The following is an 18,395-nucleotide window of genomic DNA, read 5'->3' as shown; positions in this document are numbered from 1 at the left end:
AAAAGAATGCGAAAATAAGGCCATAAGTACTACTTTGGTCATTCCGTGCAGACGGGAATCTGGTAAGTGCCATTAATTCAAGAGTTGAATCAATATGAACCCATTAGATATCGGGCATACGCCGCGAAATGACTACATAGACACGCAAAACTGACTACTTTTATATCGATTAACGTTATTTAAGCTACTAACATTGAAAGCCATGCATACATCACTCAATAAATGGATTATTAACACTCTGCTTCTGACAGGGCTTTTCACCTCTTGTATCGAAATTGAGTCCAAACATGATTTGGCTCAGCAAAAGAAAATCATTAATACCGAAAATGCTCCGGCTGCTGTGGGTGTATATTCACAAGCCATTCAAGTAGGCAATACACTTTACCTGTCGGGGCAAATAGGCCTGATTCCGGAAAGCCGGGAACTTGCCGGAGATGATCTCGAATCCCAGACGCACCAAACCCTCAGTAATATTAAAGCGGTGCTTGAAGCGGCTGACTTTACCCTATCAGACGTTGTGAAGGCGCAGGTTTTTTTGGATGATATGGATTACTACCAGGCATTCAATGATATTTACATTCAGTACTTTCCGGAGAATCCTCCCGCACGTGCGGTGGTTGAAGTAAGCCGAATTCCCCTGGATGCTAAAGTAGAAATTATGGTTACCGCAGTAAAAAATTAGTTTATGTCCGACTTACAAGATGTCATTAACCTGAGACGCACCCTTCATCGCTACCCGGAATTATCGAACCTGGAATTTGAGACTTCAAAACGAATCTCGGCTTTCATAAATGCTCTCAATCCCGATGAAGAAATATCCATTTCAAAAACCGGGAAAGCGTTTGTGTTTGAAGGAGAAAAACCCGGAGAAACGCTGATTTACAGGTGCGAACTGGATGCTCTTCCCATACAGGAAAAATCGAACTGTGCGTACCGCTCGTCCATCAAAGGTGTAGCTCACCTTTGCGGGCACGATGGCCACATGGCTATTATTGCACGACTGGGACAGTTGATATCTCAGAACAGACCCAAAAAAGGGAAAGCCGTATTACTTTTTCAGCCTGCTGAAGAAAATTACTTGGGAGCTAAAGATGTGGTTGAATCCAAAGAATTTCATGCGCTATCACCTGATTATATCTTTGCCCTACATAATATTCCCGGCGTTAAAAAGGAAACCGTGTTACTCAAAAAAGGTAGTTTCACGGCCGCTTCCTGTGGCTTCACAGTAAAACTGGACGGGCGAACCTCGCATGCAGCTGAGCCTCAGAATGGATTGAATCCTTACCATACCGCAACGGATATCATAGATCAAATCCTGGAGTTAGCAAATGGCAATCATTCTGATTTTTCAGATCATACCATAGCAACCTTAATTTATATTCGGTTAGGGGAAGTTGCCTTTGGTGTTTCACCGGGTAGCCTGGAAATGGGTATCACGTTGCGGGCGTATGAGAATGATGATCTTGACCGGCTTTGTTCTAAATCAGAAGCCATTGTGGCAAAATTGGCCAAAGCGAATGGACTGGATTTCGAATGGAGTTATTCTGAAATCTACCCCGCTACCCTTAATGACGAAGATTGTGTTAACATGATTTCAGATTCAGCTGAAGCCAACAAACTAACCATTCAGCAAATGGATCACCCGAATAACTGGTCAGAAGATTTTGCTTATTTCACCGCTACTAACAGAGGTGCACAGTTTGGGTTTGGAGCCGGTGAAGAATTGCCCCCACTCCACAACCCGGCCTATGATTTCCCCGATGATATTATAGACCCCGCTGCCCGAACTTTCTTTTCCATTTATTCCAATAAACTCCTCTGAATGTGAGCAGGCTTTGATTTGTTGTAATAATGAAGTAAGAAGCCGAATTTAAATCATAAGATTATGACGGCTACAGCAACACTTCAACGAACAGACGCAGAAACCTTACATCGCAAGATGACCGGTGAGCATTCACCGATTATTATTAATGCATTACCACAAGATGCCTTTCTGGCTAAGCATATCCCGGGTTCCATAAATATACCTACAGAGAATGCAGAAATGGCTAAGGAAGTTATCCCTTACATGGATGCTGAAATTGTGGTGTATTGTGCCAACGCAGACTGTGATGCATCTCCAAGTCTGGCTCAGAAATTGGAAGAAATGGGATATACAAACGTCAGTGATTTTGAAGAAGGACTTGCCGGTTGGAGACAAGCCGGATATGAATTAACCGGAACTGACGTCTGATTTATCTTTCCCTTATCATTGTTTAAAAACCGTCTCTTTTGAGGCGGTTTTTTATTCGTAAAAAGAAATTACAGTTTCCCCCTTTTATCTGTTTATAGAATATATTCTCCGATTAATTTTAACTGACAGAATCGGAGAAAGGGTTCATGAAAAGAATCGCGCTTATTGTATGTATAGTGATGTCGTTACCACTCGGACTGGTTGAAGCTCAAACCACCGACGACATGGTAGATGCCATCGTAAAAGAGGCTACAGAAAATTCACAACTGGAATACCTGGCTCATCAACTTACCGACGTGATTGGGCCTCGGCTGGTGGGTACCCCTCAAATGCAGCATGCTCATGAATGGGCTGTTGAACAATTTGAAGAGTGGGGCATCTCAGCAGAAAATCAACAGTTTGGCCAATGGCAAGGATGGGAACGGGGCATCACACATGTGGATCTGATTTCACCCCGGGTTGTTTCTTTGGAAGGGATGCAGCTGGCCTGGAGTCCTGCCACCAAAAAAGGCGGTGTTGAAGGAAGGTTAGATATCATTCCTGATGTGGAAGATAAAGCCGCTTTTGAAGAATGGCTTAAAACCATCAAGGGAAAATTCATTCTCGTTTCTATGATGCAGCCTACAGGCCGCCCCGATTATAACTGGGAAGAATTCGCTACCGAAGAATCCTTCGAAAAAATGAAAGAAGAACGCGATGCTATGGAAGATGCCTGGAGAGCCCGTTTCGGTAAAATTGGGTACAACTCCCGTGAAGTACTTCCTGTATTGGAAGAAGCCGGAGCAGCTGGCATTATACAATCCCGATGGTCCAGTGGATTTGGTGTAAGTAAAATCTTTAGTGCAGGTACCAAAAATGTACCTGTAATTGATCTCGCGTTAGAAGATTATGGAATGCTCTATCGGATGGTGGAATATGGTGACGATCCAAAAATAAAAGTGAACGCTCAATCTAAGAAATTGGGCAAAGTCCCAACTTTTAATACGATTGCTACCATTCCCGGCTCAGAAAAAGCAGACGAATATATTATCCTCTCTGCTCATTATGATTCCTGGGATGGCGGAACCGGAGCTACCGATAATGCTACCGGATCCATTACCATGATGGAAGCCGCACGAATCTTAAAAGAGGTATATCCAAACCCAAAACGAACTATTATTGTAGGACTTTGGGGAAGTGAAGAACAAGGACTGAACGGATCAACGGCATTTGTGGAAGACAACCCCGAAATCGTTGATAATATGCAGGCATTATTCAATCAGGATAACGGAACCGGACGGGTTGTTCGAATTTCGGGCCAGGGCTTTCTTCATGCCTATGAGTTTTTAGGACGATGGCTGGAAGCTGTGCCACGTGATATCACCCGTCATATTGAAACCACTTTCCCCGGCACTCCCGGTGGCGGAGGTTCCGATTACGCTTCCTTTGTTTCTGCAGGTGCTCCCGGATTTTCTCTTAGCTCGCTAAGCTGGAGCTACTGGAATTATACCTGGCACACCAATCGCGATACTTACGACAAAATCGTTTTCGATGATGTACGTAACAATGCCATCCTGACTGCAGTTCTAACGTATATGGCCAGTGAAGATCCCGAGACTTTCCCACGGGATAAAGCCGTACTCCCTGTGAGCCGCTGGACCGGTGAGCAAATGGAATGGCCAACTCCACGTACTGCCAACAGAGACGGCGGTAATTAAATTACACTACATTGACCTGAACCAATGGCCAAACTCAATTTTGGTCATTGGTCATTGGTCAAAAGCACTTCAACAGCGTACATATTCTTTTGTCCATATCTGGATGGGCGCTCGCCTATTTTCCGCACCGCCTCAAATCCCGAATCTAAAAACAATTCCTCTAATCGGTTTAGAGGTATAGGATGGGGAATCCACGGATTGGATACTTCGGTATTATACTCTACTAAAATCAACCGACCATTATCCGACAGGTTTTTCTTCAATTTTTGAACAAAGGGCTTTTTGTTTCTCACGTAATGAAGCGAATTCGCCATCATAATACCATCAAAGCCTGTGTTCGGCAGGGCTTGCTTATTGAAATCAATTTGCAAAAACTCAAAATGTACACCGGCTACTGCTGATTTAATAGGCGCCTGGTTTACCTTATCTATCATCAATACTTCGCTTGCTTCTGGAAGTAATTCTGCCAATGCATCGCTGAACAGTCCGCTTCCACAACCCAGGTCTAACCATTTCTCCGGTTCATTATTCTTAAAACCAGCCTCTTCAATCAGTTTTTTTGCTTCCGGTTGGGTCATTTAGTTAAACATTAAACTTTTTCTTTTGAACTTTAGCTCATTTAAAATAGATTACTAAGACCCTTAACCCAAACAGGAGTACTGATGAAGAATAAAGATTTAGCAAAGTTATTGTTACGTATTGGTGTTGGCGTAATTTTCATTATCGCAGGCTGGAGTAAACTTTCAGGTATAGAAGGAGTACAGGGATTTTTTGGAAATATTGGCATTCCTCTTCCCGGTGTAATGGCATGGGTTGTTGCCCTTGTTGAATTTGTTGGTGGAATCATGATGCTCACCGGATACAAAGTTGAAATTCCGGGCATATTGCTGGCAATTACGATGCTCGTAGCCATACTGACCGTTAAGATGGGGGGTGATGGTGGTTTCAGCGGAATGCGTCTGGAAATCATGTTGCTGCTAACCAGTCTTGCTTTGTCAATGATGGGGACCGGCAAATACTCTCTGGATGCCATGCTTGGTAAATCCGGCTGAGACGAAAACAGCTCTGCACTATTTAATTTTACGGTATTAATGATCATTCTTAAAAGCCATCCTTCTTAAGGATGGCTTCTTTTTTGGACTCATTATCTGTCTTCTCTTTTAAGATAGAATGAATCATAATTTCCGGACACCTGTGGCCAAGTGCCGAAGATCTTAAACCCAAGTTTTTTATAAAACTCAGGAGCCTGAAATTCAAATGTAGACAGATAATACTTATAACGTCCTTGTTTATTGGCTTCCTGTATGATTGCTTCCATTAGTTCCGAGCCAAGTCCCATTCCTCTGTAGTCTTCCCTGACCCACAGGTGCTTGATAAAAACCCACTCCCATTCGGTATTCCCATGCACAGCGCCTATTACCTCTCCGGAATCATTCTTTGCTATAAAGCCGAACCGCTCACTTTCAAAAGGCCCGGTAAAAGACCGGTTGTATTTCTTGAGTTGATCGACGGCAAACTCTAATTCTTCACCCGGATCATTTTTAAACAAAATTAGTTTAGCAGGTTTCATATATACTCACTTCAACCGTTCCAGTTTCCCTTTTCTTTTCACGATGTTTTTGTAATCCCATTGTATATCTCTTGATTTTTCTATCCACCGTTGAACTTCTTCTTTGTTGATTTGATCTGCAGCAGTATATCTTTTTTCCGCTGCTTTAAAAGAACCCGATTTCGTTAATCCCGGCTCACCAAAAGACTGTCCGCTCCAAAAAAATAGCCGCACACAATGTTTCAGTTTGCTATAGCCTGCAACCGGATTTCCATCCAAAAACCATACCGGATGTGCATGCCATATTGTATTCTCGGCCTCCGGCAAGTACCTGTTAATTAACCCGGCCAGCTTGTCGCAGATTTCCTTATTGGCTTCATCAAGTCTTTCGTTATAGGTTTCAGTGGTTTTGTCCATAGATCAAAAAAGCATTGTTGAAATACTTATGCTTCTAGTAAGGTTTCTTTTTTCGCATTTCAATATTCATCATGGTCATCTCCTAAATTTCTTTTCAACTCTTTCCTTCCTTCACTCTTTCTTCTGAATTCTTCAGCAGATTTTATCACCTCGGCTATTCAACCCACTGTTAGAATAATGAGAATGACATTCATTCTTTAACACTCCAAAATGGGTTATTTGTATTATACGGATGGCATAAGCGTTTCCAACAGACCTAGTACAAACAATAGCCCACCTATAACAATAGCAGTTATATTTGTTCCTGAGAAAGAAGAATTATTTTCAAAGCTTGGATTGACACCTTCATTAACTCTAAGCGCAACATTATTAGCTGGAATAATAAATACAAAACTTAAAAATGAAAGCAACCAATAAGGATCTGGCAATCTCCATAGTGCCTGAATTATGAAATAACCTATCGCCAAAAACACAGTTGGCAGTGAATAAGACAACCTATTTTGAATCGCAGAATTTTTAATTTCCTCAAAACAACTGTAAGCCCAAATCGGTGCAAAAAAAGCTCTCCAAAAAGGCATTATGTTTTGAGCCCACCGTTTTTTAATTAGCTCCCAATTTTTATAAAACCAATACAATTCATAAATCCCGAAAGTGCAAATTGACATTAATACCAACTTAAAGTTTGAGACACTAAAGAAATAAGGTTCATTGCTAAAAGAACTGCTATTTATAGTATCGTTGTCGAACTTCTCTTCCTTATTCCCTAATCGATTATTATTCATTTTTCCGCTGTTGGATGATGACTATTCTATTAGAAATAGCAAAATTAATTCTTTAGAAGCAAGTAAATCAAGATTCGACAACCTTAATACTGCTTACTTTTCTAACGAGTTTTACTTTTCTAGAAAGTAATTATTAACGTAGAGAACAAAATCTGTTGTTTAATCAAGTTCAACATATCGAAAACTGAGAAAGGTCTTTGATATTATCCTTAACTAATCATTTCAACAAAAAAAGCCCCGCTCAACTGAATGAACGGGGCTTTAATTTTATCTATTTATGCTACTTCGGCTAACGAAGTAATGCTGAAGTGATTAGTCTTCGGCTTCTGCGGTTTCGCTTTCACCGTTTTCACTTCCGCCAAGTTCTTCAAATACCTTGGCGATTTCTTCGTCTCCTTCTTCCATGTCTTTCTTAGACCCAACAACGATGTCGTTGTAGTCGCGAAGACCGGTACCGGCAGGCACTTTATGTCCAACCACCACATTCTCTTTGAGTCCGCGGAGGAAGTCTTTCTTGGCTTCGATGGAAGCCTGAGTAAGTACCTTGGTAGTTTCCTGGAAGGAAGCAGCCGACAACCAGCTGTCAGTAGAAAGAGCGGCTCGTGTAATACCCAACAGAATTGGCTTAGAAATAGCCGGTTCTGCTTCACGGGTTTCGAGTTCTTCTACGCCTTCTTTAATCAGCTCGTTGTTTACATCTCTTACTTCACGACGGTCGAGGATGGCTCCTTTTTTCAGTTCAGAACCACCCGGATTGGTTACTACAAACTTACCAATCAGCTCATCGTTTTTGATGTTCACTTCAAAGCGATCCACTTTGTCCCCTTCAAGGAACATGGTATCGCCCGGATCGGTGATTTCCACCTTCTGCATCATGGTGCGCACAATAACCTCAATGTGCTTGTCATTGATTTTCACACCCTGTAGTCGGTAAACCTCCTGAATTTCATTCACGAGATACGACTGCACAGCATAAGGTCCGAGAATATTCAGAATATCCTGAGCCGGAATTGTACCATCTGAGAGAGGCTGTCCTGCTTTCACAAAGTCATTGGATTGAACCAAGATATGCTTGCTTAGCGAGATCAGATATTTCTTCTCATCCGTACCGTCTTTGGATTTCACAAATACCTCTTGTGAACCACGCTTACGTCCACCCATTTCAACAATACCGTCAATTTCAGAAACAACGGCAGGTTCACTTGGAGAACGTGCTTCAAATAGTTCAGTTACACGCGGCAGACCGGCGGTAATATCCTTAGACTTAGATGTAGCGCGCGGAATCTTAGCGATAACCTGACCTGCTTCAACTTTCTCACCGTCATCAATAACGATGTGCGTATCAACAGGTAATGTATTTTCGCGGATTCGGTCTTTGCTTCCTTTGATCACAAGGGTAGGTACCAGCGAGCGATCTTTGGAATCGGTGATAACTTTTTCGCGGTGACCGGTTTGGGCATCGGTATCATCAGAAGAAGTAACTCCGTCAATGATATCCTTGTACTCAACGGTACCGTCAATTTCAGAGAAGATAAGGGCGTTATATGGGTCCCACTTACAGAGCACAGCTCCTTTAGGTACCACATCGCCTTCCTCAACCAACATCTCTGAGCCGTAAGGCACATTGTAGTTGATGAGAACTTTACCTTCATCGTTCACGATCTTGATTTCACCGGCACGGGAGAGAACTACATTGTGCTCTTCTTCACCGTCGTCGTAAACCACAACGCGAACGTTTTCAAATTCTACTTTACCTTCGAATTTCGTTTTGTGCTGAGATTCAGCCTCCAGACGAGAAGCCGTACCACCTACGTGGAAGGTTCGAAGAGTAAGCTGCGTACCCGGCTCACCAATAGACTGAGCGGCGATAACCCCTACGGCTTCCCCTTTCTCAACTACGGTTCCCCGTGCGAGGTCACGGCCATAACATTTGGCACATACACCACGTCCGGTTTCACAGGTAAGTACTGATCGAATTTCTACTTCTTCGATGGAAGTCTCAGCAATCTTGGAAGCTACAGATTCATCAATCATCTGGTTAGCTTCGCAGATCAATTCATCAGAAATCGGATCATAGATTTCGTGGAGTGAAACACGCCCGATAATACGATCTTCGAGACTTTCGATAATATCTTCGTTGTCTTTCAGTGCCGACATCTTAATACCTCGAAGGGTACCACAGTCTTTCTCATTGATGATCACATCCTGTGAAACATCAACCAGACGACGGGTAAGATAACCCGCATCGGCAGTTTTAAGAGCGGTATCGGCAAGACCTTTACGCGCACCGTGAGTAGAAATAAAGTACTCAAGTACCGTCAGTCCCTCTTTGAAAGAAGAAAGAATCGGGTTCTCGATTACCTCATTACCCTGCTGCATGGAGCTCTTCTGAGGTTTCGCCATCAGACCACGCATACCACCTAACTGACGGATCTGCTCCTTAGAACCACGAGCTCCGGAATCTGCCATCATATATACCGGATTGAAACCATTTCTGTCACCTGCAAGAGCTGAGAACAGAGTTTCAGACACACGGTTTGTGGTGCTGGTCCATTTATCAATAACCTGGTTGTAACGTTCGTTATCGGTAATGAAACCCATTTCGTAACGTCCCTGAATATCAGTCACTTCATCCTTCGCTTTAGTAATCAATTCACCTTTAGCGTCAGGAATAATGATATCATCAAGGCTGAAAGAGAGACCACCAATGGTAGCTTCTTCGTACCCAACTTTCTTCATGTCATCGAGGAATCTCGACGTTTTCGCCGTTCCTACTATAGCATGAATATCACCAATAAGGTTTCTCAGTTCTTTTTTACCAAGAGTCTTGTTGATGAATGGGATTTCTTTCGGTGTAATCTGGTTGAAGAGTACACGTCCGGTTGAAGTTTTGATCACTTCATGAACAACTTCTCCTTCCTCATTAACCGTTGGAATTCGAACGTTGATTTTGGCATGTGTATCAATCTTATCCTGATCGAAGGCAACCAATACTTCTGCAGGAGAAGCAAAAGTCTTGCCTTCTCCTTTTTGACCATCATTAGGCTTGGTGAGATAATACAGACCCAAGATCATATCCTGAGAAGGAACCGCAATTGGTCCACCATTCGCAGGAGATAAAATATTGTGAGAACCTAACATCAGCACTGATGCTTCAAGTACAGCATCATGGCTCAATGGAAGGTGAACGGCCATCTGGTCACCGTCAAAGTCAGCATTAAAGGCTGTACATGCGAGCGGGTGCAGTCGGATGGCTTTTTCTTCAATAAGTACCGGCTGGAATGCCTGAATACCCAACCTGTGCAATGTTGGTGCACGGTTAAGCAGTACGGGGTGTCCGTCAATTACATTTTCAAGAACTTCCCAAACAACGGCATCGCGTCGGTCAACTACTTTCTTGGCACTCTTAACCGTCTTCACAAATCCACGCTCAATAAGTCGTCGGATAATGAATGGTTTATAGAGCTCAACCGCCATCTCTTTGGGCAGACCACATTCGTGCATTTTCAGCTCGGGTCCTACCACAATTACAGAACGGCCGGAATAGTCAACACGCTTACCAAGAAGGTTTTGACGGAAACGGCCACTCTTGCCCTTCAGCATATCTGAAAGAGACTTAAGCGGTCGGTTGTTATTTCGTACTGCGTTCGATTTTCTTGAGTTGTCGTACAGTGAATCAACCGCTTCCTGCAGCATGCGCTTCTCGTTTCGGAGAATCACATCAGGAGCTTTAATATCAATCAATCGCTTCAGGCGATTGTTACGGATAATCACACGACGATACAGGTCGTTCAGGTCAGACGTTGCAAAACGTCCACCTTCAAGAGGTACCAGCGGTCGCAGCTCCGGTGGAATTACCGGGATTACACTTTGCACCATCCACTCGGGACGGTTTTCTGTGTGCTGGTTAGCCGCACGGAACGACTCAATTACCTGAAGACGCTTCAGCTTTTTCTTCTTACGCATCTGTGAAGTCTCATGCTTCACTTCATAACGCAGATTATAAGCCAGATCATCCAGATCCAGATCGCCAAGGAGTGCTTCAAGAGCATCTGCTCCTTCTTTCACGATGAATTTGTCATCATCGTCGTCATCCAGTTCCTGGTTGTCTTCCGGCAGTTGTTCTAAAATATCCCATTTCTCTTCTTCAGAGATCATGTCGCCCTGGGCATAACCGAGGTCACGCGCCACACCCGGATTGATTACTACGAAAGTCTCGTAATAAACGATCTTATCCAGGTTCTTGGAACTCATTCCAAGCAGGTAAGCAATCTTGTTAGGAAGAGATTTAAAGTACCAAATGTGTACAACAGGAACGGTCAGGGTAATATGTCCCATTCGTTCACGACGTACAGCTTTTCGGGTAACTTCCACACCGCAACGGTCGCAGATAATTCCCTTATAGCGGATACGCTTGTATTTACCACAATGGCATTCATAGTCTTTAACCGGGCCGAAGATCTTTTCACAGAAAAGACCATCCATTTCCGGTTTAAAGGTTCGATAGTTTATTGTCTCAGGAGTCAAGACTTCGCCGTGGGAACGAGATAAAATCGTTTCCGCGGAAGCAAGGGATACCCCAATGCTGTCGAAATCTTTCGTGACTGTTAATGTCTTAGTTACTGGCAAGGATGTTCCTCCAAATTATTAACAGTGAAATTATTCAATATGCATTTCAAGGCCGAGACCCATAAGCTCTCGTAACAATACCTTGAATGATTCGGGCACGTCACCATCAGGCAGGTTCTCACCTTTCACGATAGCTTCATACACTTTAGAGCGCCCTTTTACGTCATCACTTTTCACAGTGAGCATTTCTTTCAAGATGCTGGATGCACCATATGCGTACAGTGCCCAAACCTCCATCTCACCAAGTCGCTGGCCACCAAACTGAGCTTTACCGCCCAATGGCTGCTGCGTAATGAGTGAATATGGCCCGATAGAACGAGAGTGCATCTTGTCCTGAATCAGGTGGTTCAGTTTCAACATGTAGATATAACCTACTGTTGTTTTCTGTGCGAATGGCTCACCTGTTCGTCCGTCGTATAGGTTTACGCGGCCGTCTTCAGGCAATCCGGCTTCTTTTAATTTCTCTCTAACTTCATCCATGGAAGCACCGTCGAAGATAGGCGACGCAAACGTCACACCCATTTTCTTAGCAGCCCATCCAAGAATGGTTTCGTAAATCTGGCCAAGGTTCATACGGGAAGGTACACCCAGCGGGTTTAGACAGATGTCAACCGGGGTTCCGTCTTCCATAAACGGCATGTCTTCCTGAGGTACGATTTTAGCAACCACACCTTTGTTACCGTGACGACCGGCCATCTTATCACCCACGTGCAGCTTACGTTTCTTAGCAACATAAACTTTTGCTTTCTGGATGATTCCCGGCGGGAGTTCGTCTCCTACCTGGATCGCAAATTTACGACGCTTAGCTTCGGTGTCAATTTCACGACGAAGCTCGCGGTAGTTGGCAAACAATCTTCGAACCATCTTAACAAGCTCACCATCTGTGGCCCAGTCGATGTTTTCGTTAATGTTTACCGGATCTAATTCTTCAAATACAGATTTCTTGTATTTCTCGCCTTTCGGGATCAACTCTACATTACTGTAGTTATAAACACCCGGAGAAGTTTTATCTCGAAGCAGAGAATACATCTTATCGGCCCATTGTTGATTTAATTCAGCAACTTTCTGGGAGTGACGTTCTTCTTCCTGCTCAACGCGTTTCTTCTCTTCTTTACGAGATACCAACTCATCGCGCTTGCGGCTGAAAAGCTTGGTGTCGATTACGGTTCCCTGAACACCCGGAGGTACTTTCAGAGATGCATCTTTCACATCACCTGCTTTATCACCAAAGATAGCGCGGAGCAGTTTTTCTTCCGGAGTAGGATCGGTTTCTCCTTTCGGAGTAATTTTACCTACCAGAATGTCGCCATGCTCAATCTTGGCACCCACGCGAATAATTCCACGTTCATCAAGGTTGCGTGTCGCTTCCTCACTTACGTTAGGAATTTCACGTGTCAGTTCTTCTTCACCACGCTTGGTATCACGAACCTGTTGTTCGAATTCTGTTACGTGGATGGAAGTATAAATATCATCTTGAACGATGCGCTCACTTACTACAATGGCATCCTCAAAGTTATAACCGCGCCATGGCATAAAGGCCACCAGCAGGTTACGGCCAAGAGCCAACTCACCTTTGTCGGTAGAGCAACCATCAGCTAAAGCCTGACCGGCTTTCACTTTGTCACCAATTTTAACAACCGGACGCTGGTTTATTGTAGTATCCTGGTTGGTACGGATGAACTTATCGAGCTTGTACGTTTTCACACCGCCATCAAAGTAGCAATGCTGCTCATCTTCGGATCGGTTATACTTAACCCGAATTTCAGTCGCGCTTACATATACTACTTCGCCATTGGCATCAGCAGTAATAATTGCACGTGAGTCGCGAGCCGCTCTCTGCTCCAGTCCGGTACCCACAACAGGGGCTTCGGGACGAAGAAGCGGAACAGCCTGACGCTGCATGTTTGAACCCATCAATGCACGGTTCGCATCATCATGTTCAATAAACGGAATCATTGCAGCCGCCAGAGAAGTAATCTGGTTAGTGGCGACATCCATGTATTCAATTTCATCTGGTTTTACACGCAGGTAGTTACCTTCTCGTGTACGAGAGAAAATAGCTTCACTCTCGAAAGTACCTTTGTCATCAATCTCGGCATTTGCCTGGGCGATTACCGTTTCGTCTTCCTGCTCGGCAGCGAGATATTCAACATCTTTGGAAACCTTACCGTCTTTCACTTTACGATATGGAGTTTCAATAAATCCAAAGTCATTAACTTTCGCATGCACACACAGAGAGGAAATCAAACCAATGTTTGGACCCTCAGGTGTTTCAATAGGGCAGAGACGACCATAGTGGGTATAGTGAACGTCACGCACCTCAAAACCGGCTCGTTCACGAGTCAAACCTCCAGGACCCAAGGCAGACATACGACGCTTGTGCGTCAACTCTGCAAGCGGGTTGGTTTGATCCATAAACTGTGAAAGCTGGTTGGTACCAAAGAAGGTGTTAATCACACTTGAGATGGTACGTGCGTTCACAAGATCTTGCGGGGTTAGCTGCTCGGCATCACGAGAGTTCATACGCTCGCGGATGGTGCGTGCCATTCGGGCAAGACCGATTGCAAACTGTTGACCTAACTGCTCGCCAACGGTTCGTACCCGTCGGTTACTTAAATGGTCAATATCATCTACCTGAGACTTCATGTTCTTCAGGCGGATAACCTCTTTTACAATTGCCACAATATCTTCTTTAGTCAGATATTGTACCGTGTTATCCTGATCTAATTTCAGGCGTTTATTCAGTCGGTATCTACCTACTTCACCAAGATCATATTTCTTGTCGCTGAAGAACAGTCGTTCAAGAATTGATCGGGCAGTTTCAGGATCTGGCATTTCACCGGATCGAATCTGCTGATAAATTTCTCCAAGTGCCGTACTCTCATCATAAGTAGGGTCTTTACGAAGCGTGTTCATCATTACAGAACGCTCTGACTCTTCAGCCGAGATTTTCTGTACCAGAACTTTCTCTACTTCTGCATCCTTTAATGAGCCGTAATCATCTTCAGTAAGTTCGTGATCCCGTTCGAAGATAATTTGGCGATTCAGCGCCTCGGTTACTTCACCGGTCTCATCATCGACTACTTCTTCCATGCTCTCCACAACAATATTCTCAGCAAGCCGCTTGCCTACCAGGTTTTTGTTGTAGTGATCTTTCTTACCGAATTTAATTTCTTCAGAAAGCTCAAACAGACTTAACAATTCGATATCGGAAGAATATCCAAGCGCACGTAATAAAGTGGTGGCAGGAACTTTCTTCTTACGATCGATATAAGCCCAAAGAACGTCACGGATATCTGTTGTGAATTCAATCCATGATCCTTTGAATGGAATAACCCGGGCTGAATAGAGTTGTGTGCCGTTCGGGTGAACGTTTTGCCCGAAGAATACACCGGGTGAACGGTGGAGCTGACTTACAATAACACGCTCAGCACCGTTAATGATGAATGTTCCGCGATTCGACATCCAGGGCAGGTCTCCTAAAAATACTTCCTGCTCAATAGTTTCGCTGGCTTCGTCGCTATCATCAACCGATGATAATCGCAATTTTGCTTTTAACGGAACGGAATATGTGAGGCCACGATCCTGGCATTCAGCAATCGTGTAACGTGGCACATCCACGTTATAGTAAAGGAATTCAAGAATGTGAGTCTCACGACTGTCTTGAATCGGAAAATTTTCATTAAAAATTCGTTGTAGTCCTTGATTTTCTCGCTCATTGGGAGCAATATCAAGTTGTACAAATTTTTCGAATGACTCTAACTGAATATCCAGAAAATCCGGATAATCCAGCACGTGCTTGGTTTTACCAAACGATAAGCGTTCCGTGTTCGGAATAGTTTGCATCTTCTTGCTCAAAAGGAACCTCTCCTCTTAGATTGAAGGTAAATGATACGGGCAAACCCCAGGGCTAATGGGGTCAATTTATATAGACGCCAATAGCCAATACCGTTTTCACGGCATTGGCTACCAACGAATGTGTAAGTATGAGTTACTTAAGCTCTACTTCGGCACCAGCTTCTTCAAGCTTGCCTTTGATTTGCTCAGCTTCATCTTTAGAAACTGCTTCTTTTACAGTGCCGGGGGCTCCGTCAACCAATTCTTTGGCTTCTTTCAGCCCAAGACCGGTGATACCGCGTACTTCTTTGATTACCGCGATTTTCTTAGCACCAGCGCTCTTCAGAACTACGTCAAACTCAGTTTGCTCTTCTCCACCACCGGCTTCTCCGCCGCCAGCAGGTCCAGCTACTGCAACAGCAGCTTGAGCAGGTTTGATATCGTATTCTTCTTCAAGAACTTTAGCAAGTTCGTTTGCTTCTTTAATTGTTAGGTTGACAAGCTGTTCAGCTAAATCTTTAACGTCAGCCATTTGTTATCTCCAGTTGTTTTGATATAAAAAATTCTAGTTGTAATAAATAAGGGTTACTCTTCGCCTTTTTCAGCGATGGTATTAACGGCACCAACAAGGTTAGATCCTTGTGATTCAAGCGCACCAACTACATTAGATAGTGGGGCCATCAACAGACCAAGGATATCGCCAACAATCTCGTTCTTCGACTTCATAGCTGCGAGAACGTCCAGCTTATCCGCACCGTAAAAATCTCCGTCTACGATAGCTGCTTTAAATTCTGGCTTATTGTTATCCTTGATAAAATCTTTCAATACCTTGGCGGGTGCTGATAATTCTTCATCAACGAATGCAAAAGCATTCTGCTCAACCAATGAGGGGATAATATCATCGTATCCACCAACTTCTTCCATTGCGAGCTTTACAAGTTTGTTCTTGTAAACTTTGAATCGAATATCTCCCTTACGAAATGCACCACGCAATTCATTGACTTCCGGTACCGACATTCCTGAATACTTCGCAATGTATAAAGCACTCGAACTTTTCAGTTTTTCGGTTAGTTCATCAAGAATTGCACGCTTTTCTGCAGTAGGCATAATTTAATTTCCTCCTATTATAGGGATGTAACTGCGGTTCTGCTTATCGGGATGCTTGGTCCCATTGTGCTGCTCATGAAAACACTTTTCACATACAGCCCTTTTGCGGAAGCCGGTCTCAAGCCCATAACCGTACGAAGGAATGACTCAGCATTCTCTTTCAGGTCACTGGCATCAAAACTAACTTTTCCAATCGATGTATGAAGAATTCCGGTTTTATCAACACGGAAATCAATCTGACCGGCTTTTACTTGCTTAACAGCATCGGCCACATCCATTGTTACGGTTCCACTCTTAGGGTTAGGCATCAGTCCGCGGGGCCCTAAAAAGCGCCCAAGCTTACCGAGTTTACCCATTACGTCGGGTGTAGCTATAATAACGTCAATATCAGCCCACCCTTCTTCTATTTTCGTGATGTAATCATCAAGACCAACATGGTCGGCACCAGCTTCTCTGGCTTCATCTTGCTTGGCCTCATTAACGAGAGCCAAAACCTTAACTTCTTTACCGGTACCATGAGGTAAGCTCACTGTACCACGCACCATTTGGTCGGCGTGGCGGGGATCAACTCCCAACCGAACGTCAACGTCAACGGATGCATCAAAGTTAGCGGTAGATGTTTTTTTAACCAGATCGCACGCTTCTTCCAAAGTATACTCTACCTCGGGATTCACGAGTGCCACGGCCTGTTGGTATTTTTTTCCTCTTTTTGCCATGATCACAATTTCCTTACTTTTCGCGATTTACTCTAAGACCCATACTGCGAGCCGTTCCTGCAACCATTTCCGCACCAGCTTCGATGTCAAACGCATTTAAGTCTTCCATCTTTTCTTCTGCGATTTCTTTGCATTGGCTCCAGGTTACTGTACCTACTTTATTTCGGTTAGGTTCACCTGATCCGGACTTGATTTTCGCTGCTTTCTTAAGAAGTACAGGTGCTGGAGGAGTCTTTGTTTTGAATGTAAAAGACTTATCAGCATAAACTGTAATCTCAACAGGAACAACAGTTCCGGCCTTGTCCTGAGTCTTAGCATTAAAGGCTTTACAAAACTCCATTATATTGATTCCCGCCTGACCGAGAGCCGGCCCAACAGGTGGCGCAGGGTTTGCCTGCCCCCCAACAATCTGGAGCTTCAGGATTTTATCAACTTTTTTAGCCATGGATTCTCAGGATCCTATAATTAATAACTTCAGTTTAATTTGCGTAATAGCTAGTGTGCATCAACTAGGTTCTTTATGTAGCGGATTCAACTTGGCTGACATCCACTTCAACAGGAGTTTTACGGCCAAAAATACTAACCATAACTCGCAGCTTTAGTTTTTCAGGATTCACTTCCTGAACAGTTCCGTCAAAATCTTTGAACGGACCGGATATCACTTTAACCAGGTCTCCCTCGCTGTACGGAATTTCAATATTCCGCGGTTCATCGCCACCGTCTTTCACTCGTCCAATGATGCGTTTGACTTCGTGATCTTTCAGTGGGGTTGGCACCGTCTCATTTTTACCTACCTTCAAAAAACCAAGACAGGATGGTGCACTTTGTATCAAATTGTTTACTTCTTCATCATAATGAGTATTCAAAAGAATATAACCGGGAAAGAAGTTTTTCTCGCGGGTACGCTTTTTTCCTGAACGAATCTCAACTACCGTTTCAGTGGGAATCAAGATCTCCTTGATTTTATCCTCTAAACCTTCATCTTCAATTTCGCGCTCGAGAAATTCTTTAACTTTTTTTTCATGGCTGGAAAAGCAGCGAACCACATACCAGTCATGCGTTAATTCTTTACTCATTATTGATTGTAAATAGCTTCTAAGATGGTGCTGTACATTTGGTCAACACCAAAAATGAATACCGATATTATGATTGAAAAAACCACCACGATAATAGTATTATCGATCAGCTCTTTTTGAGTTGGCCAGGAAACCTTTTTGAATTCCTTTACAACACCATCAAAAAAATCATTAATCTTGCTCATATCATTTGTTTTGTCTGCACGGGTGGAGAGACTCGAACTCCCGACACCTGGTTTTGGAGACCAGTGCTCTGCCAACTGAGCTACACCCGTATAAAGCGCACAAGAGCAGGCGGCAAACCGACTGCTCTATGCACTGGCCTTATTTAAGGTACTTCCTTAATCCAATA

17 protein-coding genes and 1 tRNA gene are annotated in these 18,395 nt (G+C 43.7%); 5 read left to right on the top strand and 13 right to left on the bottom strand.

Going from position 1 to position 18,395, the window contains the following annotated elements; all coding sequences use genetic code 11:
• Nucleotides 1–202: 202 nt before the first annotated feature.
• The 4 genes from ABFW99_RS03135 to ABFW99_RS03120 all read left to right on the top strand — a co-directional run bounded on the left by ABFW99_RS03135 (nucleotide 203) and on the right by ABFW99_RS03120 (nucleotide 3,930).
• Nucleotides 203–682 carry a RidA family protein gene (locus tag ABFW99_RS03135; protein WP_440707419.1) on the top strand — a complete coding sequence of 160 codons (480 nt, stop codon included), beginning with the start codon at nucleotides 203–205 and terminating at the stop codon, nucleotides 680–682.
• 3 nt (nucleotides 683–685) lie between these two features.
• On the top strand, nucleotides 686–1,822 hold the full coding sequence (locus ABFW99_RS03130) for an amidohydrolase (RefSeq protein WP_349354484.1): 1,137 nt from the start codon (nucleotides 686–688) through the stop codon (nucleotides 1,820–1,822).
• Nucleotides 1,823–1,885: 63 nt separating this feature from the next.
• A complete protein-coding gene (locus tag ABFW99_RS03125; RefSeq protein ID WP_349354483.1) occupies nucleotides 1,886–2,233 on the top strand; it encodes a rhodanese-like domain-containing protein in 348 nt (115 codons plus the stop codon).
• Nucleotides 2,234–2,379: 146 nt separating this feature from the next.
• The gene (locus tag ABFW99_RS03120; protein WP_349354482.1) at nucleotides 2,380–3,930 is read left to right on the top strand and encodes a M20/M25/M40 family metallo-hydrolase; all 1,551 of its coding nucleotides are present in this window, start codon (nucleotides 2,380–2,382) and stop codon (nucleotides 3,928–3,930) included.
• A gap of 44 nt (nucleotides 3,931–3,974) precedes the next feature.
• Here the strand turns inward: ABFW99_RS03120 and ABFW99_RS03115 are convergent, their stop codons facing one another.
• On the bottom strand, nucleotides 3,975–4,508 hold the full coding sequence (locus ABFW99_RS03115) for a class I SAM-dependent methyltransferase (RefSeq protein ID WP_349354481.1): 534 nt from the start codon (nucleotides 4,506–4,508) through the stop codon (nucleotides 3,975–3,977).
• Between the two features lie 84 nt (nucleotides 4,509–4,592).
• Here ABFW99_RS03115 and ABFW99_RS03110 point away from each other — a divergent pair, with 84 nt between their 5' ends.
• Nucleotides 4,593–4,982, top strand: coding sequence for a DoxX family protein (locus ABFW99_RS03110; protein WP_349354480.1), 390 nt, complete (start codon nucleotides 4,593–4,595; stop codon nucleotides 4,980–4,982).
• Nucleotides 4,983–5,074: 92 nt separating this feature from the next.
• Here the strand turns inward: ABFW99_RS03110 and ABFW99_RS03105 are convergent, their stop codons facing one another.
• From ABFW99_RS03105 to ABFW99_RS03050, 12 genes are all read right to left on the bottom strand, one after another.
• Entirely contained in the window at nucleotides 5,075–5,500 is a 426-nt protein-coding gene (locus ABFW99_RS03105) for a GNAT family N-acetyltransferase (protein WP_349354479.1), read from the bottom strand.
• 6 nt (nucleotides 5,501–5,506) lie between these two features.
• Nucleotides 5,507–5,896, bottom strand: a complete 390-nt coding sequence (locus tag ABFW99_RS03100) for a DUF1801 domain-containing protein (protein WP_349354478.1) — start codon at nucleotides 5,894–5,896, stop codon at nucleotides 5,507–5,509.
• Nucleotides 5,897–6,120: 224 nt separating this feature from the next.
• Nucleotides 6,121–6,678 carry a hypothetical protein gene (locus ABFW99_RS03095; RefSeq protein ID WP_349354477.1) on the bottom strand — a complete coding sequence of 186 codons (558 nt, stop codon included), beginning with the start codon at nucleotides 6,676–6,678 and terminating at the stop codon, nucleotides 6,121–6,123.
• Nucleotides 6,679–6,990: 312 nt separating this feature from the next.
• Nucleotides 6,991–11,307, bottom strand: coding sequence for a DNA-directed RNA polymerase subunit beta' (gene rpoC, locus ABFW99_RS03090; RefSeq protein WP_349354476.1), 4,317 nt, complete (start codon nucleotides 11,305–11,307; stop codon nucleotides 6,991–6,993).
• A gap of 30 nt (nucleotides 11,308–11,337) precedes the next feature.
• A complete protein-coding gene (rpoB, locus tag ABFW99_RS03085; protein ID WP_349354678.1) occupies nucleotides 11,338–15,153 on the bottom strand; it encodes a DNA-directed RNA polymerase subunit beta in 3,816 nt (1,271 codons plus the stop codon).
• Between the two features lie 145 nt (nucleotides 15,154–15,298).
• Nucleotides 15,299–15,676: a 50S ribosomal protein L7/L12 gene (gene rplL, locus ABFW99_RS03080; RefSeq protein ID WP_255134585.1), complete on the bottom strand. Its 378-nt coding sequence runs from the start codon at nucleotides 15,674–15,676 to the stop codon at nucleotides 15,299–15,301.
• Nucleotides 15,677–15,729: 53 nt separating this feature from the next.
• Nucleotides 15,730–16,251 carry a 50S ribosomal protein L10 gene (gene rplJ / locus ABFW99_RS03075; RefSeq protein WP_349354475.1) on the bottom strand — a complete coding sequence of 174 codons (522 nt, stop codon included), beginning with the start codon at nucleotides 16,249–16,251 and terminating at the stop codon, nucleotides 15,730–15,732.
• A gap of 17 nt (nucleotides 16,252–16,268) precedes the next feature.
• Nucleotides 16,269–16,967, bottom strand: a complete 699-nt coding sequence (rplA, locus tag ABFW99_RS03070) for a 50S ribosomal protein L1 (RefSeq protein WP_349354474.1) — start codon at nucleotides 16,965–16,967, stop codon at nucleotides 16,269–16,271.
• Between the two features lie 13 nt (nucleotides 16,968–16,980).
• A complete protein-coding gene (rplK, locus tag ABFW99_RS03065; protein WP_349354473.1) occupies nucleotides 16,981–17,412 on the bottom strand; it encodes a 50S ribosomal protein L11 in 432 nt (143 codons plus the stop codon).
• A 73-nt stretch (nucleotides 17,413–17,485) separates the two neighbouring features.
• The gene (nusG, locus tag ABFW99_RS03060) at nucleotides 17,486–18,043 is read right to left on the bottom strand and encodes a transcription termination/antitermination protein NusG (protein ID WP_349354472.1); all 558 of its coding nucleotides are present in this window, start codon (nucleotides 18,041–18,043) and stop codon (nucleotides 17,486–17,488) included.
• Nucleotides 18,043–18,228, bottom strand: a complete 186-nt coding sequence (secE, locus tag ABFW99_RS03055) for a preprotein translocase subunit SecE (RefSeq protein WP_255134580.1) — start codon at nucleotides 18,226–18,228, stop codon at nucleotides 18,043–18,045. Before secE ends, nusG begins: the two co-directional genes overlap by 1 nt.
• A 17-nt stretch (nucleotides 18,229–18,245) precedes the next feature.
• Nucleotides 18,246–18,318, bottom strand: a tRNA-Trp gene (locus ABFW99_RS03050).
• Nucleotides 18,319–18,395 lie beyond the last annotated feature (77 nt).

Source organism: Gracilimonas sp. BCB1, assembly GCF_040117685.2.
Classification (GTDB): Bacteria; Bacteroidota; Rhodothermia; order Balneolales; family Balneolaceae; genus Gracilimonas.
Note: the sequence above shows the minus strand (reverse complement) of the source record. Positions and strands in the feature narration are given on the sequence as shown.

What these genes read in the sequence shown, in the direction of transcription:
- ABFW99_RS03135 (WP_440707419.1), top strand. Translation starts at nt 203, where the DNA reads ATGCATACATCACTCAATAAATGGATTATTAACACTCTGCTTCTGACA.
- ABFW99_RS03130 (WP_349354484.1), top strand. Translation starts at nt 686, where the DNA reads ATGTCCGACTTACAAGATGTCATTAACCTGAGACGCACCCTTCATCGC.
- ABFW99_RS03125 (WP_349354483.1), top strand. Translation starts at nt 1,886, where the DNA reads ATGACGGCTACAGCAACACTTCAACGAACAGACGCAGAAACCTTACAT.
- ABFW99_RS03120 (WP_349354482.1), top strand. Translation starts at nt 2,380, where the DNA reads ATGAAAAGAATCGCGCTTATTGTATGTATAGTGATGTCGTTACCACTC.
- ABFW99_RS03115 (WP_349354481.1), bottom strand. Translation starts at nt 4,508, where the DNA reads ATGACCCAACCGGAAGCAAAAAAACTGATTGAAGAGGCTGGTTTTAAG.
- ABFW99_RS03110 (WP_349354480.1), top strand. Translation starts at nt 4,593, where the DNA reads ATGAAGAATAAAGATTTAGCAAAGTTATTGTTACGTATTGGTGTTGGC.
- ABFW99_RS03105 (WP_349354479.1), bottom strand. Translation starts at nt 5,500, where the DNA reads ATGAAACCTGCTAAACTAATTTTGTTTAAAAATGATCCGGGTGAAGAA.
- ABFW99_RS03100 (WP_349354478.1), bottom strand. Translation starts at nt 5,896, where the DNA reads ATGGACAAAACCACTGAAACCTATAACGAAAGACTTGATGAAGCCAAT.
- ABFW99_RS03095 (WP_349354477.1), bottom strand. Translation starts at nt 6,678, where the DNA reads ATGAATAATAATCGATTAGGGAATAAGGAAGAGAAGTTCGACAACGAT.
- rpoB (WP_349354678.1), bottom strand. Translation starts at nt 15,153, where the DNA reads ATGCAAACTATTCCGAACACGGAACGCTTATCGTTTGGTAAAACCAAG.
- rplL (WP_255134585.1), bottom strand. Translation starts at nt 15,676, where the DNA reads ATGGCTGACGTTAAAGATTTAGCTGAACAGCTTGTCAACCTAACAATT.
- rplJ (WP_349354475.1), bottom strand. Translation starts at nt 16,251, where the DNA reads ATGCCTACTGCAGAAAAGCGTGCAATTCTTGATGAACTAACCGAAAAA.
- rplA (WP_349354474.1), bottom strand. Translation starts at nt 16,967, where the DNA reads ATGGCAAAAAGAGGAAAAAAATACCAACAGGCCGTGGCACTCGTGAAT.
- rplK (WP_349354473.1), bottom strand. Translation starts at nt 17,412, where the DNA reads ATGGCTAAAAAAGTTGATAAAATCCTGAAGCTCCAGATTGTTGGGGGG.
- nusG (WP_349354472.1), bottom strand. Translation starts at nt 18,043, where the DNA reads ATGAGTAAAGAATTAACGCATGACTGGTATGTGGTTCGCTGCTTTTCC.
- secE (WP_255134580.1), bottom strand. Translation starts at nt 18,228, where the DNA reads ATGAGCAAGATTAATGATTTTTTTGATGGTGTTGTAAAGGAATTCAAA.